17 protein-coding genes are annotated in these 14,957 nt (G+C 70.2%); 12 read left to right on the top strand and 5 right to left on the bottom strand.

Features of this window, described 5'->3' with window-relative positions; all coding sequences use genetic code 11:
* Window positions 1–122: 122 nt before the first annotated feature.
* From rimM to IE231_RS04595, 12 genes are all read left to right on the top strand, one after another.
* Window positions 123–632 (top strand): ribosome maturation factor RimM, encoded by a 510-nt coding sequence (rimM, locus tag IE231_RS04650; protein ID WP_189692780.1) that lies wholly within the window; start codon window positions 123–125, stop codon window positions 630–632.
* Window positions 633–1,457 (top strand): tRNA (guanosine(37)-N1)-methyltransferase TrmD, encoded by an 825-nt coding sequence (gene trmD / locus IE231_RS04645; RefSeq protein WP_189692779.1) that lies wholly within the window; start codon window positions 633–635, stop codon window positions 1,455–1,457.
* 231 nt (window positions 1,458–1,688) lie between these two features.
* Window positions 1,689–2,048 carry a 50S ribosomal protein L19 gene (gene rplS, locus IE231_RS04640; protein ID WP_189692778.1) on the top strand — a complete coding sequence of 120 codons (360 nt, stop codon included), beginning with the start codon at window positions 1,689–1,691 and terminating at the stop codon, window positions 2,046–2,048.
* Window positions 2,049–2,091: 43 nt separating this feature from the next.
* Window positions 2,092–2,757, top strand: a complete 666-nt coding sequence (gene lepB / locus IE231_RS04635; protein ID WP_189692777.1) for a signal peptidase I — start codon at window positions 2,092–2,094, stop codon at window positions 2,755–2,757.
* Window positions 2,758–2,855: 98 nt separating this feature from the next.
* Window positions 2,856–3,509 (top strand): signal peptidase I, encoded by a 654-nt coding sequence (gene lepB, locus IE231_RS04630; protein WP_306341557.1) that lies wholly within the window; start codon window positions 2,856–2,858, stop codon window positions 3,507–3,509.
* 77 nt (window positions 3,510–3,586) lie between these two features.
* A complete protein-coding gene (gene rnhB, locus IE231_RS04625) occupies window positions 3,587–4,240 on the top strand; it encodes a ribonuclease HII (RefSeq protein WP_229866494.1) in 654 nt (217 codons plus the stop codon).
* Window positions 4,241–4,244: 4 nt separating this feature from the next.
* A complete protein-coding gene (locus IE231_RS04620) occupies window positions 4,245–4,565 on the top strand; it encodes a DUF2469 domain-containing protein (RefSeq protein ID WP_189692774.1) in 321 nt (106 codons plus the stop codon).
* A 154-nt stretch (window positions 4,566–4,719) separates the two neighbouring features.
* Window positions 4,720–5,076, top strand: a complete 357-nt coding sequence (locus IE231_RS04615; protein ID WP_189692773.1) for a YraN family protein — start codon at window positions 4,720–4,722, stop codon at window positions 5,074–5,076.
* The gene (locus tag IE231_RS04610; protein ID WP_189692772.1) at window positions 5,076–6,644 is read left to right on the top strand and encodes a YifB family Mg chelatase-like AAA ATPase; all 1,569 of its coding nucleotides are present in this window, start codon (window positions 5,076–5,078) and stop codon (window positions 6,642–6,644) included. The genes IE231_RS04615 and IE231_RS04610 overlap by 1 nt, the downstream gene beginning before the upstream one ends.
* A 53-nt stretch (window positions 6,645–6,697) precedes the next feature.
* Window positions 6,698–7,891 (top strand): DNA-processing protein DprA, encoded by a 1,194-nt coding sequence (dprA, locus tag IE231_RS04605; protein WP_189692771.1) that lies wholly within the window; start codon window positions 6,698–6,700, stop codon window positions 7,889–7,891.
* Window positions 7,892–8,066: 175 nt separating this feature from the next.
* Entirely contained in the window at window positions 8,067–8,963 is an 897-nt protein-coding gene (locus tag IE231_RS04600) for a tyrosine recombinase XerC (RefSeq protein WP_189692978.1), read from the top strand.
* 181 nt (window positions 8,964–9,144) lie between these two features.
* Entirely contained in the window at window positions 9,145–9,648 is a 504-nt protein-coding gene (locus tag IE231_RS04595; protein WP_189692770.1) for a DUF3145 domain-containing protein, read from the top strand.
* A gap of 92 nt (window positions 9,649–9,740) precedes the next feature.
* On the opposite strand, the gene fabF is transcribed toward IE231_RS04595, so the two are convergent.
* The 5 genes from fabF to IE231_RS04570 all read right to left on the bottom strand — a co-directional run bounded on the left by fabF (window position 9,741) and on the right by IE231_RS04570 (window position 14,781).
* The gene (gene fabF / locus IE231_RS04590; RefSeq protein WP_189692769.1) at window positions 9,741–10,976 is read right to left on the bottom strand and encodes a beta-ketoacyl-ACP synthase II; all 1,236 of its coding nucleotides are present in this window, start codon (window positions 10,974–10,976) and stop codon (window positions 9,741–9,743) included.
* 95 nt (window positions 10,977–11,071) lie between these two features.
* On the bottom strand, window positions 11,072–11,317 hold the full coding sequence (locus tag IE231_RS04585) for an acyl carrier protein (RefSeq protein WP_189692768.1): 246 nt from the start codon (window positions 11,315–11,317) through the stop codon (window positions 11,072–11,074).
* 104 nt (window positions 11,318–11,421) lie between these two features.
* A complete protein-coding gene (locus IE231_RS04580; protein ID WP_189692767.1) occupies window positions 11,422–12,483 on the bottom strand; it encodes a beta-ketoacyl-ACP synthase III in 1,062 nt (353 codons plus the stop codon).
* Window positions 12,480–13,433, bottom strand: a complete 954-nt coding sequence (locus IE231_RS04575; RefSeq protein WP_189692766.1) for an ACP S-malonyltransferase — start codon at window positions 13,431–13,433, stop codon at window positions 12,480–12,482. The genes IE231_RS04580 and IE231_RS04575 overlap by 4 nt, the downstream gene beginning before the upstream one ends.
* Before the next feature lie 109 nt (window positions 13,434–13,542).
* Window positions 13,543–14,781 (bottom strand): PucR family transcriptional regulator, encoded by a 1,239-nt coding sequence (locus tag IE231_RS04570; RefSeq protein WP_189692765.1) that lies wholly within the window; start codon window positions 14,779–14,781, stop codon window positions 13,543–13,545.
* Window positions 14,782–14,957 lie beyond the last annotated feature (176 nt).

Below are 14,957 nucleotides of genomic sequence, written 5' to 3'. Positions count from 1 at the left end.
GCGACACGCCGCCAGCAAGGCCAATCCGGCCCCTCTCCCCGCCGGGGTGGAGGGGCCGGAGCCGTTTTCACCGATGTCCGTCCCCTGGGTGGACTGCCACAGAGTCAGGAGCCCGAACAGCCATGCACGTCCAGGTCGCCAGGATCGGCAAGCCGCACGGCATCCGCGGGGAGGTCACGGCCCAGGTCTTCACCGACGCCCCGGAAGACCGGTTCGTGCCGGGGACCCAGTTCACGGTCGAGCCCGCGTCCCACGGACCTCTGACGCTGCGCGCGGCGCGGTGGAACAAGGACATCCTCCTCCTCTCCTTCTCCGAGGTCCCGGACCGCAACCGCGCCGAGGAGCTGCGCGGCGCGAAGCTGTTCCTGGACTCCGATGAGCTCGAGGACGACGACGAGGGCTGGTACGAGCACGAGCTCGTGGGTCTGGCCGTCCGCGTGGATGGGCGCGACGTGGGCACGGTGTCCGCGCTGCAGACCATGCCGGTCCAGGACCTCCTCGTTGTGGACACTCCCGACGGCGAGGTGCTCGTGCCGTTCGTCGAGGAGATCGTGCCCGAGGTGGACCTCGAGGGCGGATTCGTGGTCGTGGTGCCCCCGCCCGGGCTGTTCGAGCTCAACCGGGAGGCATAGGTGCGGATCGACGTCGTCAGCATCTTCCCGGACTATCTGGCACCGCTGCGGCTCTCGCTGCTCGGCCGCGCCCAGGAGGACGGCCTCCTGAGCCTGGCCGTGCACGATCTGCGTGACTTCACCTTCGACCGGCACCACACCGTGGACGACACGCCCTACGGCGGCGGCGCCGGCATGGTGATGAAGCCGGAGCCGTGGGGGCTCGCCCTCGAGAAGGTGCTCGCCGAACAGTCGCGGATGTCCGCAGCGGAGGGGACGCGCGACGACGCCGCCGTCGCCCCCCGCCGTCCGGTCCTGATCGTGCCGTCCCCAGCAGGGGCGGTCTTCACCCAGGCGATGGCCTACGAGCTGGCCGAGGAGCCCACGCTCGCCTTCGCGTGCGGCCGCTACGAGGGGATCGACGAAAGAGTCCTCCAGTGGGCCGCTGAGGGCTTCGACGTGCGCCCCGTGAGCATCGGGGACTACGTCCTCAACGGGGGAGAGGTGGCCGTCATGGCGATGGTCGAGGCCGTCGGCAGGCTCATTCCCGGTGTGGTGGGCAACCCTGAGTCCCTCGTGGAGGAGTCCCACGCCGACGGGCTCCTCGAGTACCCGGTCTACACCAAGCCCTCGTCCTGGCGAGGGCTCGAGGTGCCCGAGGTCCTGCTCTCGGGCAACCACGGGAGGATCGCGTCGTGGCGGCTCGAGCAGCAGCTGCGCCGCACGGCGGCCCGGCGCCCCGAGCTGCTCGACGGGGCGGACGCTGCGCCGTACGGGAAGGCCGAGCGGTCGGTGCTGCGCGAGCTCGGCTACGAGGTCGCCGACGGGAAGCTGCGCCGGGCCTGAGAGCCGCGCCTGCCCGCGTCTCAAGATGCGCCGCACGGCTGCCCTGTGGCACAATGGATCGTTGTGTCTGCCGGGCACGGGACCTGCCACAGGGGGCCCTGGCCAACGGAACGGACACGCCGCCTCGCCGGGGCTTTCGGCTGGCGGTCAAGGATTCGGGCTCTGCCGCCTCAGTGCGGTGTGGGCCGCACACCAAAGCAGGTGGCCTGTGGCATCTGCCAGGAGAAGATCATGAACATTCTCGACGCCGTTGACGCCGCTTCGCTGCGCTCCGACATCCCGGAGTTCGCTCCCGGTGACACCCTCAAGGTGCACGTGAACATCATCGAGGGCAAGAACTCCCGCGTCCAGGTCTTCCAGGGGTTCGTCGTCGGCCGTCAGGGCCACGGCGTGCGCGAGACCTTCACGGTCCGCAAGGTCTCCTTCGGTGTCGGCGTGGAGCGTACCTTCCCGGTGCACTCGCCGATCATCGAGAAGATCGAGGTCGTGACCAAGGGCGACGTGCGTCGCGCGAAGCTCTACTACATGCGCGAGCTCCGCGGCAAGGCCGCGAAGATCAAGGAGAAGCGCGACTACAGCAACGCCAAGTAGTCCGCGCGCCATCCGGGTGCTCCGCGCCACCATGGCTGAAACCGTGGCACGAACCGAACGCCAGTCCCGTCTGCGGGGCTGGCGTTCGGCCGTTGTGGCCGTCGTCCTCGCCCTGGTCGTCTGGGGCGTGGTCAGGGCGGCGCTCCTGGACGTCTTCTACATCCCCTCCGCCTCGATGGAGCCGCTCCTCGAACCGGGCGACCGGATCGCCGTCGTGCGCTCCTTCGCCGACCAGGAGCCCATCCGCCGCGGTGACGTCGTTGTCTTCGACGGGCGCGGCTCCTTCGCTCCGTTGAATTCCGGACGAGGGTGGGCGGGCGATCTCGTCCAGGGGATCGGCGAGTGGTTCGGCCTTCTTCCCAACGACACCGTGTACGTCAAGCGCGTCGTCGGGGTGGGGGGAGACCACGTGCGCTGCTGCACCGCCGCAGGGAAGCTCGAGGTGAACGGGCAGCCGCTTGACGAGCCCTATGTGTACCCGGGCGACGCTCCGAGCGCGCAGCCGTTCGACGTCGTCGTGCCTGCCGGGCGGCTCTGGCTCCTGGGGGACCACCGCTCGGTCTCCGCCGACTCGCGGAGCCTCCTCGGCGCGCCGGGCGGCGGCCTCGTGCGGGCGGACAAGGTGATCGGCCGGCCGGTGGCGATCCTCTGGCCACTTGATAGATTGGGCGGGTTGACCACCCACGCGACGGAACAGGACACCCACTGATGCGCAGCCGACATGCCGGACCCGAGTCAGCGGGCGCGGACCCGGAGCCGGCCGGTTCGGACCACACGGGGCGTGGGGGGCGGAAGCACAGCGGCCTGATGGCCTGGCTCCGGGAGATCGCGATCATCCTCGGCGTCGCCATCGTGCTGTCCTTCCTCATCAAGACCTTCCTCTTCAAGGCGTTCTACATTCCTTCCGAGTCGATGGTGCCGACCCTCGAGGAGAACGACCGCATCTTCGTGAACCTCTTCATCCCGCGGAACTTCCCCCTGCACCGCGGTGACGTCGTGGTGTTCAAGGACACGAAGGGCTGGCTGCCGCCCGCGCCGCCCGCGTCCACGAACCCGGTCACGGATGTCCTCGAGTTCATCGGGCTCCTGCCTGACACGTCCCAGCAGCACCTCATCAAGAGGGTCATCGGGCTGCCGGGGGACCATGTCGTCTGCTGCGACGCCGGCGGCCACCTCACCGTGAACGGACAGGCCCTCACCGAGCCCTACGTCAACCCGGCGGAGGTTCCCCGTGTCGTCCCATTTGACGTCACGGTCCCCGAGGGGGATATCTGGGTCATGGGCGACAACCGTAACCACTCCGCCGACTCGCGGTACCATGAAGCGCTCCAGCCGGGTTCGGGCTTCGTCTCCCTCGGAGACGTCGAGGGCCAGGCCGCCGTCATCGCCTGGCCGCTCAACCGCATCCGCACGCTCGACAGCTACCCCGACACGTTCAAGAACGTGCCTGCACCGAAATGACACCGCGCTCACCGCTTCCGGCGGCGCTCACAGCGCCGGCCGTTCCGCGACGCTCGACGGCGCCTACGCTGCGCTTCGTGAACCGCCTCGCCTCCTCCTACGGTCCCCTTGTGGCAGGGTGCGACGAGGTGGGCCGCGGTGCGCTGGCCGGACCGGTCTCGGTGGGGGTCGTGGTCGTGGATGCGCGCACGGTCGTGACGCGGACCGTGCTGCGCGACAGCAAGCTCCTCACGCCCGAGCGCCGGGTGGAACTCGTCCCGCTGATCCGCCGCTGGGCCGTGGGGGCCGCCGTCGGACACGCGAGCGCCGAGGAGATCGACGAGGTGGGGATCATGGAGGCGCTGCGGCTGGCGGGGCTCAGGGCCCTCGAGCAGATCGCCGCAGACGGCGTCGTCCCCGACGCGGTGCACCTTGACGGCAACTACGACTGGCTCACCCGGGGTGGCCAGGGTTCGCTCTTCGACGGGCCGCCGCGCACACCGATCGCACCCGTGACGACGACCATCAAGGCGGATCTCTCGTGCCAGGCCGTCGCCGCCGCGAGCATCGTGGCGAAGGTGGAGCGGGACTCCCTCATGGTGGGCTACGGCACGGAGGACCCGCGGTTCGGCTGGGCAGTGAACAAGGGGTACGCGACCCCGGAGCACCGCGCTGCGATCCTCGAGCACGGACCCACGCCGCTGCACCGCCGTTCGTGGCACCTCGCCACGGCCGGCGAGCTGGAAGGATAGGACTATGAGCGCCGAAGACCTTGAGAACTACGAGACGGACATGGAGCTCCAGCTCTACCGCGAGTACCGGGACGTCGTCTCGCTGTTCAGCTACGTGGTGGAGACCGAACGGCGGTTCTACCTCGCCAACCATGTTGACCTCCAGGCGCGCTCGGCCGACGGCGAGGTCTACTTCGACCTGACCCTCCAGGACGCGTGGGTCTGGGACGTCTACCGGACCGCCCGGTTCGTCAAGAGCGTCCGGGTCATCACCTTCAAGGACGTCAACGTCGAGGAGCTGCCAAAGGTCGAGGACCTGGGGCTGCCGAAGGGCGGCCTCGGCTAAGCGCTCCGAGAGGTCAGCTGTCTGGCTATCGTCCTGCCGTCCGGTAGAGCTGGAGTCGGTGTCTTTGCCCTCAACAGGGGCAGGTGTGGGCGTGTTGTCCACATAGGGTCTGGGGCCGCTTCCTTGGCCGGCTGGACCACGCGAGCGTGGTCGTATGAGAGCCAAGGACAGATTGGGCCAGCGCGGCGAGCAGCTCGCGCAAGACTATCTCCAGCGGGCGGGTGCGGCGGTGCTGGACCGCAACTGGCGGTGCCGCGAGGGTGAGCTGGACATTGTTGCCGCTGATGGGGGAACGCTTGTCGCGGTGGAGGTGAAGTCCCGCGGCTCGTGGGACTTAGGGCATCCCTTCGAAGCGGTGGACGCGGCCAAGCTGGGCCGGCTGGTGCGGCTCTTGGGGGCGTGGGCATCGGCGCACGGCATGGCGAGCTGTCCGCGCCGGGTGGATGTCGTGGCGGTGACGGGACCGATGGGGTCGCAGCCTGTCATCGAGCACCTCCGGGGCGTGGCGTGATGCCGGGGGTCGGGAGGGCGCTGGGCGTGGCGCTGGTGGGCCTGAACGGCTACCTCGTGGAGGTCGAGGCCGACATCGGCCAGACTCTGCCCAATTTCGTTCTCCTCGGGCTGCCGGACTCCGCGCTCAGCGAGGCCCGGGAGCGAATCCGCAGCGCAGCGAAGAACAGTGGCCTCCCTCTGAGCAGGCGCAAGATCACGGTCAACCTCATTCCCGCGTCTTTGCCGAAGCGGGGGACGGGGTTTGACCTCGCGATTGCCGTGGCCTCCCTGGCGGCTGCCGGTGACCTCAGGCCGCCAGCGGGCGTCGTGTTCCTCGCCGAGCTCGGCCTCGACGGCCAGCTGCGCCCTGTGCGGGGTGTGCTGCCCGCGGTGATGGCGGCGGTCCGGGCGGGGCGGGCGGACGTTGTGGTCGCCCCCGCGAACGCGCACGAGGCTTCCCTCGTCCCTGGGGCGCGGGTGCATGCCTACCAGTCCCTCGGGCATCTTGCGCTCGATCTCGGGGCGGATCCGGAGGCCGTCTCTGTTGCGCCGGCCCAGGATGGAGTGGGCGAAGCCTCGACGGCCGACGCTGGGGACCGCTCACGGCCGGGTGGCGCGCTTGGGGAGCCTGATCTGCGGGATGTGGCCGGCCAGTCCGAGGCTCGTGCAGCGGTCGAAGTCGCCGCAGCCGGGGGCCACCATCTGCTCCTCGTCGGTCCGCCGGGCGCGGGGAAGACGATGCTCGCCGAGCGGCTCCCGGGCATCCTGCCGGATCTGGACGACGAGGCGGCCATGGAGGTCACGGCGATCCACTCCCTCTCGGGCCTCGCAGGGAGCAGGGAGGATCTCGTCCGTCGGCCGCCGTTCGAGAGCCCCCACCACACGGCCAGCGCGCCCGCCATCATCGGCGGCGGATCGGGACTGCCGCGGCCCGGGGCTGCCTCGAGGGCCCACCGCGGGGTGCTGTTCCTTGACGAGGCGCCCGAGTACGATCGACGCGTCCTCGACTCGCTGCGGGAGCCGCTCGAGAGCGGCGAGCTCGTGATCCACCGGATGGCCGGCGCAGCAGCCTACCCCGCACGCTTCCAGCTCGTGCTCGCGGCCAACCCTTGCCCCTGTGGCAAGGGCATCGGGAAGGCGCTTGACTGCACGTGCACCGCCCAGGCCAAGAGGCGCTATTTCGGCAGGATCTCCGGGCCCCTTCTGGACCGGGTAGACATCCAGCTTCCGATCAGCAGGGTCTCGGCCGTCGATTTCGGCGGCGGCGGCGCGGCCGGCGAGGCCTCGGCCGATGTAGCTCTCCGCGTTCTCGAAGCCCGACGACGGCAGGCCGAGCGACTTCGCCCCTTCGGCCTTGAGACCAACGCCCAGGTGCCCGGGCGGGTGCTCCGCGGCCAGCTCCGGCTCGATCCGGCAGCCACCGGACTCCTGGACCGCGCCATGATGACGAACACGCTCACCGCGCGCGGCTTCGACAGGGTGCTGCGACTGGCCTGGTCCGTGGCTGATCTTGCCGGACTGGACCGACCGGGCAGCGACGAAGTGGGGCAGGCCCTCACGCTCAGGCAGGCGGTGATGGCGGCGTGACGGCCCCGCACCAGACACGAGGCGGCTGGCTTGGCGCCGCGGACGGGGGAACCATGGACCAGACACGCATCGCACGGGCGGCGCTCTCACGACTGTTCGAACCCTTGGACCCCATGGGGACGCTCCTCGTTGAGGCATTCGGACCGGAGCAGGCCCTTCGGATCGCCTGCGGCGGCGCGGGGTCCGACGAGGTCGCTGAGATCAGTGCGGTCCTCGACCCGGCCGGGGATACCCGGAAGCGGTCCCAAGCGGTGGCCCCTCTGGGTACCCTGCCAGCGGCCCTCGAGAGATGGCGTCCCCGTGTGGCCCAGCTGGCACCCGAGCGCGACCTCGAGACGATCGCCCGGTTTGGCGGTCGGCTCGTGACGCCTGAGGACGATGAGTGGCCACCGGGTCTCGAAGACCTCGGCGCCGAGTCTCCCCTGTGCCTATGGGTCCGCGGAGAGGAGCCGCTTCCGACCACTGGTCAGAGCGCGGCCGTGGTCGGCTCTCGGGATGCCACCGGATATGGGCTGTCGGTCTCAGGCGACATTGCCCGGGGGCTCGTCGACGTGGGCGTGACAGTCGTCAGCGGCGGGGCCTACGGCATCGACGGTCAGGCGCATCGGGCGGCTCTGACCTCGTCGGGGCCGTCCGTGCCCACGGTTGCCGTTCTCGCCGGGGGAGTGGACCGCTACTATCCGTCTGGGCACGAGGACCTCCTCCGCGAGGTGGCCAGGCGCGGCCATCTTGTCTCGGAACTTCCGCCCGGTGCCTCTCCGTCCAAGCACCGCTTCCTGAAAAGGAACCGGTTGATCGCGGCGATGTCGGCGGTCACCGTCGTCGTCGAGGCCCGCTGGAGATCGGGTGCGCTGAGCACCGCCCGTCGAGCGGTGGAGCTCGGGCGCCACGTCGCCGCCGTCCCGGGCTCGGTGTACAGCGCCAATTCTGCCGGCTGCCACAGGCTCCTCAGAGACGGGGCGACGTGCGTGACCGAAGCGAAGGAAGTCTTCGAGCTCATAGCACCCGCAGGGGAAGGCCTCGCGGAGGAGCCTGCGACGCCGGCACGGCCCCATGATGGCCTGTCACTGGTCGACCTCATGGTTCTCGAGGCCCTCCCCGTGCGGCGTGGTTCCGAAGTGGAACAGCTCGCGGTGGTGGCGGGACTCAGTGAAGCAGAGGTCCGTTCTGGGCTCGGGCGATTGTCGCTGCTCGGATTGGCCGAACGCACCGAGGGGGGCTGGCGGCGGGTCCGGGGTGCCGCCTAGAGGTGTCCCACGTGGAGAGGAAGCGATATCTGGACAATGGCGCTCCGAGAGGTGCACGGCGTGCCATGGGCGGTGGGCGGAGGCAGGTGGGAGACGATGGCCGAAGGGATAGCGAAGGAGGCAATCGGTGGGAGAGGGGACATCGTCCGCGGTCGGCTCCGGTGTGTCCGGACCCATGGCCCAACCACTCAACGCCTTCCTGCGCTATCTGGACTTGGAGAGGTCGCGTTCCATCCATACCGTCCGCGCCTACGAGTCCGACCTCCGGTCGATGCTCACCTCGGCAGCGGAGGACGGCGCCGTGGACCTGCGGAGCGTCGATCTCGCCATGCTGCGCCGGTGGCTGGGCCGGCAGAGCGAGTCAGGCCTGTCGAGGTCCACGTTGGCGCGCCGTGCTGCTGCTGCGCGGTCGTTCATGGCGTGGGCCGCGCGCGAGGGTCACGTGGACGCCGACCCCTCACTGCGCCTCGCCTCGCCCAAGCGCCAGCAGCATCTCCCCGAGGTACTGCACCAGGACCAGGCCGAGCGTCTCGTCCAGGACGCTGCGGTCGCCGCTGGGGAAGGCGAGCCGCTGGCCGTGCGCGACGTGGCAGTCCTCGAGCTGCTTTACGCAACGGGGATACGTGTCGGCGAACTCGTCGGCCTGGATGCCGACGATGTCGACCTCGAACGGAGAACGGTCCGCGTCCTGGGCAAGGGCAACAAGGAACGTACGGTCCCCTTCGGCGTCCCGGCGGCCGATGCCCTCGTGCGCTGGTTCGGGGTGCGCAACGCCCTCGTGACGGCCGGCAGCGGCCCGGCCCTCTTCCTGGGAAAGCGGGGAGGCCGCCTCGGGCAGCGGCAGGCACGCGAGGTGGTAGACCGTGCGCTGGCGGCCCTCGGGGACACCTCGGCCCGTGGACCCCATGCCCTCAGGCACACCGCGGCGACCCATCTCCTCGACGGCGGGGCTGACCTCCGCAGCGTGCAGGAGCTCCTCGGCCACGCGAGCCTCGCGACGACCCAGCTCTACACCCACGTTTCCGTTGAACGGCTCAGGGCAAGCTACACAGCGTCCCATCCTCGCGCGTAGGAGGTCGCGCCAGCAGGTGAGGCGCACTGGCGCATCGTGACCTCGTCGGGCAGAATGGTCGCGACAAGGCCTCCGGCGCATCGTCGCCGGGTCTGTGACAACTTCATCACCGCAGGATGCCGGCGCCACCGCCAGGCTGACGGTCGTAGGGGAAGACGTACCGACAGCGATGGAGGATGGAATGTCTGCAGTGAAGACCCGCGGTCTGCTGTTCGTGCACTCGGCACCGAGCGCGCTGTGCCCCCACGTCGAGTGGGCCATCGGCTCGGTGGTCGACAAGCGCACGGACCTCGACTGGACGGCTCAGCCAGCCGCTCCGGGGATGTTCCGTGCCGAATTCTCCTGGGTTGGGGCACCTGGAACGGGCGCCCAGCTCGCTTCCGCGCTCCGCGGCTGGGCGCATCTGCGCTACGAGGTCACGGAAGAGGCGAGCCCGGGAGTGGACGGGGCGCGCTGGTCCCACACCCCCGAGCTCGGCATCTTCCACGGCATGACCGACGTCCACGGGAACATCGTGGTCTCCGAGGACCGCATCCGCTACGCGTACGAGGCCGGGGCAGGTGATCCCACGGTCGTCTACCACGAGCTCTCCCTCGCGCTCGGCGAGGCTTGGGACGAGGAACTCGAGCCCTTCCGCCATGCCGCCGAGGGCGCCCCCGTCCGCTGGCTGCACCGGGTCGGCTAGAACCGCCGTATTCCTCCGTCGGCTTCTCCTGCGAGACGCGAGAGGGCCCGCCGTCGGCACGGCGGGCCCTCTCGCGTCTCGCGAAGCGTGGGTCAGTGGTTGCGGACCACGATGACCGCGTTGTGGCCACCGAAGCCGAAGGAGTTGCTCAGGGCGACGATGTCGCCCTGAGGCAGGTCCCGCGCGGTCGTCACGACGTCGAGAGGGATCTCCGGGTCCTGGTGGTCGAGGTTGATCGTGGCGGGCGCACGGCGCTCCTTGACGGCGAGGACGGTCAGGACCGCCTCGACGGCGCCGGATGCGCCGAGCAGGTGCCCCATCTGCGACTTCGTGGCCGAGACGGCGACGTTGTCGACGTGATTGCCGAGGGCCGCCTTCAGCGCCGTGTACTCGGGCTTGTCGCCCACTGGGGTGGAGGTGGCGTGGGCGTTGACGTGGACAACGTCCTCGGGCTGGACCCGGGCGTCGAACATTGCGGCCTTGAGTGCGCGGGTTGCCCCGAGGCCCTCGGGATCCGGAGCGGTGATGTGGTAGGCATCGGCGGTGACGGACGTCCCGGCAAGCTCCGCGTAGATCCGCGCGCCACGGGCCAGCGCATGGTCCTCCGCCTCGAGCACGAGGGCACCCGCGCCCTCGCCCATGACGAAGCCATCACGGTCAATGTCGTACGGGCGCGAGGCGTGCTCCGGATCGTCGTTGCGCTTGGAGAGCGCCTGCATGGCAGCGAACGAGGCGAGCGGCATGGGATGGATGGCGGCCTCTGCGCCGCCCACCACCACGACATCAGCCTTTCCAGAGCGGATGAGCTCCTGCCCCACGGCCATGGCCTCGGTACCCGAGGCGCAGGCGGAGACAGGGGTGTGCGCACCGGCCCGCGCGCCGAGGTCGAGGCTCACTGCAGCGGCCACGCCGTTGGGCATGAGCATCGGTACGGTCATCGGCAGGACGCGGCGGGGCCCCTTCTCCTTGAGGGTGTCCCAGCCGTTGAGCAGGGTCCAGACGCCGCCGATGCCCGTGGCGAAGGCTACGGCGAGGCGGTCGTGGTCGATCTCCTCGATGCCGGAGTCCTTCCACGCTTCCCGTGCGGCGATGACGCCGTACTGGGTGGAGGGATCCATGCGCTTCATCTCAACGCGGCTGAGGACTTCCTCAGCAGGGTTGGACAGCTTGGCGGCAATCTTGACCGGCAGCTCGTACTGCTCCACCCAGTCGTCGGTGAGCCTGCGGACACCGGAGACGCCCTTGAGGGCGTTCTGCCACAGCGTCGGGACATCGCCGCCGATTGGCGTCGTGGCACCGAGGCCGGTCACAACAACTTTGCGCGCCATGCTTCGCTACTTTCGTCTGTGCTCGTCGTGCCAGCGGGGCTGGCGGAAACAGTCGGCGGCCGGCGCGTGGGCGCCGGCCGCCGTGGAGGCCGCGACTAGGCCTGGGCCTTGGCGATGAAGTCGACCGCGTCGCCCACGGTGGTGAGGTTCTTGACTTCCTCATCCGGGATGCGGACGCCGAACTTCTCCTCGGCGTTGACCACGATGGTCATCATCGAGATCGAGTCGATGTCGAGGTCGTCGGTGAAGGACTTGTCCATCTGGACCGCGTCCGTGGCCAGGCCCGTCTCCTCGTTGACGATCTCGGCCAGACCGGCGAGGATCTCTTCGTTCGTTGCCATGTCGGCTCCTTCTCTTGGTTCCCGGCGGTCCGCCGGATCAGGGGTCCAGCCGCGTGATCCGCGGCCTGGTCGCGGCCCTCCCGGTTCCGGGTGGGCCATGGTCATCAGGGGAGGGTCACAACCTGCGCGCCGAAGACGAGCCCGGCGCCGAATCCGATCTGCAGGGCCAGCTTGCCGTGGAGCTCGGGGTGCTCTTCGAGCAGGCGGATCGTGGCAAGCGGAATGGATGCCGCGGAAGTGTTCCCGGACTCGGCGATGTCGCGGCCGACGAGCACGGTCTCGGGCAGCTTCAGCTGCTTGACCATCTCGTCGATGATCCGCATGTTCGCCTGGTGCGGGATGAAGGCTCCGAGGTCCTCCGGCTCGATCCCGGCGGCCTCGAGGGCCCGCTTGGCCACCTTCGCCATCTCCCACACGGCCCAGCGGAACACGCTCTGCCCGTCCTGGCGCAGGGTCGGCCAGATCTTGGCCTCGGTCCCGAGGACCGCGGCGGCGTTGCTCGCGCCGTTGCGCTCGGCTTCCTCAGAGAGGTCCCGCACGTCGAGGAGCGAATGGGTCATGCCGATCGTGCTCCACTTGCTGCCGTCGGAGCCCCACACCGACCGGCCGATGCCCGGCGTGTCGGAGGGGCCGATCACGACGGCGCCCGCGCCGTCGCCGAGCAGGAACGAGATGCTGCGCTCGGTGTTGTCGATGAAGTCGCTGAGCTTCTCGGCACCGACCACGAGGACGTAGTCGGCAGTGCCGGCACGCACGAGGGCGTCGCCCTGGGCGATCCCATAGCAGTAGCCGGCGCAGGCGGCCGAGATGTCGTAGGCGGGCGCGGGGGTCGCTCCGAGGCGGTCGGCAAGCGCGGCGGCCGCAGAGGGGGTCGCGTAGGGGTGCGAGACGGTCGAGACGATGACGGCGCCCAGCTGGGAGGCGTCGATCCCGGCTGACGCGAGCGCCTCGCGCGAGGCGCCTTCGGCCATGTCCAGCACGCTGACGTCCTCGGGGGCGCGGCGACGGGTCACGATTCCCGTGCGCTGCCGGATCCACTCGTCGGACGAGTCGATCCACTGGCACACGTCGTCGTTCGTGACGATGACGGAGGGGCGGTAGCCGCCGATCCCGAGGATGCGCGCGTGCTCGTGGGCCTCATGCTGCTTGATGGTCGGGGTGCTCACACCGTCTCCTTGGTGGTCTCGGCGTCGCCCTCTGCGTCGGCGGCGAACAGTTCGAGGGCGGCATCGACGTCCGCAGGGGTCTTGACGGCAACGGTCTTCACGCCCGGCATGCCCCTTTTGGCCAGGCCAACCAGCGTTCCCGCCGGGGCCAGCTCGATCACTCCGGTGACGCCCTGCGACACGAGGGTCTCCATGCAGAGGTCCCAGCGGACCGGCCGCGAGACCTGCGCGATGAGGCTCGCGACGGCGGCCTCGCCCGAGGCGACCGGCGCGCCGTCGTGGTTCGACAGCAGCGGCACCGTCGGGTCTCCGACCGTCAGCTCCGGCCGGAGCGCTTCGAGGTCCGCGACGGCGGGGGCCATGTGCTGCGTGTGGAAGGCGCCCGCGACCTTGAGGGGGATCACGCGGGCCTTGGCGGGGGGATTCTCAGCGAGGGCCTTGAGCTGCTCGAAGGTGCCGGCTGCGACGATCTGGCCGCCGCCGTTGACGTTGGCGGGTTCGGCGCCCGCCGCTGCGATCGCGGCGAGGACCTCGTCCCGGTCGCCGCCCACGACGGCGCTCATGCCGGTCGGTGTGACGGCGGCGGCGCGCGCCATGGCCCGGGCCCGCACGCCCACGAAGCGCATAGCATCCTCGGCGCTGAGCACTCCGGCGAGGGCGGAGGCCGTGATCTCACCGACGGAGTGCCCGGCGAGGACCACCGGCAGGTCGGACAGCGCGGCGTCGAACATCGACTCCGCGGTCACCAGGCCGGCAGCGACGATGAGCGGCTGGGCGACGGCGGTGTCCTTGATCGTCTCCTCATCCGAGGTGGTCCCATGGGCCACGAGGTCGAGACCGACCGCCTCGCCGAGTGCGCCGAGCCGATCGGCGACAGCGGGCAGATCGAGCCACGGCGCGAGGAACCCCGGGGTCTGCGAGCCCTGTCCAGGGCAGACAATTGCTAGCACGTGACCAAGCTTTCCAAATCGGGGCGCGTGGGAGCGGAGGGTGCGCACACCAACCTCCCGAGCGCCGTTTGTAGGAAGTCTACAACCACGTCAGGTAAGGACCTTGCCATTACGGGCGCTGCGGGTGCCGCTCCGGCGGCTGCTTGGGCGGAGCCGCCAAGCGTCCCACGACGAGCGCCGTCTGGAGGACGAAGGCCTCGCGGGGGATCAGCGGGTCCCAGCCCGTGACGTCGCAGACCCGGCGCAGGCGGTAGCGCACTGTGTTGGCGTGGACGAAGAGCTCACGGGCCGTCGCCTCGAGGGAGTGGCCGAGCTCGATGTACGCGCTGAGGGTCTCCACGAGCCCATTCGAAGCGGCCGCGAGGGGGCGGTAGATCTTCTGGATCAGGGCCCTCCGCGCGGCATCGTCCCCTGCGACGACGCGTTCGGGGAGCAGGTCGTCCGCTGAGACGGGCCGGGGTGCATTGGGCCAGGCGCGTGCGGCGGAGAGTCCGGCGAAGGCCGCCTGGGCGGACGCGCTCGCGTCGGTGAGCGTCGCCGCTTCGGGGCCGTACACCACCGGACCGGGCGCGAACAGCTCGGCGAGCCGCGTCACGGCCTGCTGCGCGTCGTGCAGCCCGCCGAGGATGAGGATGAGGCGGTCGCCTTGGATCCCCACGAGCGCGTCCTGCGCGTACCGCCCGGCCGCCCGCCGCAGCTCGCCCACATAGGTGGGGCTCGGCTCCAGCGGCGAAGAGCCGACCACGACCATGAAGCGCTCCTGTGCGCGCCAGCCGAGGGCCGCGATGCGGGAGCGCAGGGCGTCGGTGTTCTCGGCGCGCAGGATGGCGTCGACGATCAGGGCTTCGAGCCGCGTGTCCCACGAGCCCCGCGTCTCCGCGGCGCGCGCGTACACGTCCGCGGCCGCGAAGGCCACCTCCCGGGAGTAGCGCAGCACGGCCTCGCGGAGGGCCGGCTGGTCCTCCTCCGGCGCGAGGTGGGGGACCTGGTCCTCGACCGTCTCCACCACGATCCTGATGAGCTGGAGGGCCTTCTGCAGGCTGATCGAACGGGTCAGCTCGGTGGGCGCGGCACCGAAGACGTCCGAGAGGATCCAGGTGGGCAGCGTGGGCCGCTCGTACCACGTGACGAACGCGGCAATCCCGTTCTGCGCCACGAGGCCCAGTGCCGAACGCTCGTCCGCGCTGAGGCGGGAGTACCACGGCAGCGAGCGGTCGAGCTCGCGCATGGTCGTCGTGGAGAGCTGGCCGACGTTGGCGCGGAGCTTCTTGACGGTCTCCGCCTTCGCCGGGGAGATGGTGAGCTTGCCGGTGGCCGCACCGCCGGGGGACTTCTGTGGCTGTGCCATGGACATGAGCATAGCGAGCCGGACCAGCGGCTTTTGTGTGAAGGCTACAAGGGCCCGTGGGCTGGGCCACACGCGCGGCGCCGGGGGAAGCGCAGAAAGCGCGACGGCGGCGCCTCCCTGAGTGGGACGCGCCGCCGTCTCATGCGGTGGCGGGCGGGACGGCGGCCTCCGTCGTC

This window comes from Sinomonas cellulolyticus (assembly GCF_014656475.1).
In the GTDB taxonomy this organism is placed as follows: Bacteria; Actinomycetota; Actinomycetes; order Actinomycetales; family Micrococcaceae; genus Sinomonas; species Sinomonas cellulolyticus.
This window is presented reverse-complemented; position numbering and strand designations above follow the sequence as displayed.

Bases quoted from the DNA above. Each gene is read 5' to 3' on its own strand.
- rplS (WP_189692778.1), top strand. From the start codon at position 1,689: ATGAACATTCTCGACGCCGTTGACGCCGCTTCGCTGCGCTCCGACATC.
- lepB (WP_306341557.1), top strand. From the start codon at position 2,856: ATGGCCTGGCTCCGGGAGATCGCGATCATCCTCGGCGTCGCCATCGTG.
- IE231_RS04615 (WP_189692773.1), top strand. From the start codon at position 4,720: ATGAGAGCCAAGGACAGATTGGGCCAGCGCGGCGAGCAGCTCGCGCAA.
- IE231_RS04585 (WP_189692768.1), bottom strand. From the start codon at position 11,317: ATGGCAACGAACGAAGAGATCCTCGCCGGTCTGGCCGAGATCGTCAAC.
- IE231_RS04595 (WP_189692770.1), top strand. From the start codon at position 9,145: ATGTCTGCAGTGAAGACCCGCGGTCTGCTGTTCGTGCACTCGGCACCG.
- IE231_RS04570 (WP_189692765.1), bottom strand. From the start codon at position 14,781: ATGGCACAGCCACAGAAGTCCCCCGGCGGTGCGGCCACCGGCAAGCTC.
- dprA (WP_189692771.1), top strand. From the start codon at position 6,698: ATGGACCAGACACGCATCGCACGGGCGGCGCTCTCACGACTGTTCGAA.
- IE231_RS04620 (WP_189692774.1), top strand. From the start codon at position 4,245: ATGAGCGCCGAAGACCTTGAGAACTACGAGACGGACATGGAGCTCCAG.
- IE231_RS04600 (WP_189692978.1), top strand. From the start codon at position 8,067: ATGGCCCAACCACTCAACGCCTTCCTGCGCTATCTGGACTTGGAGAGG.
- fabF (WP_189692769.1), bottom strand. From the start codon at position 10,976: ATGGCGCGCAAAGTTGTTGTGACCGGCCTCGGTGCCACGACGCCAATC.
- IE231_RS04610 (WP_189692772.1), top strand. From the start codon at position 5,076: ATGCCGGGGGTCGGGAGGGCGCTGGGCGTGGCGCTGGTGGGCCTGAAC.
- rimM (WP_189692780.1), top strand. From the start codon at position 123: ATGCACGTCCAGGTCGCCAGGATCGGCAAGCCGCACGGCATCCGCGGG.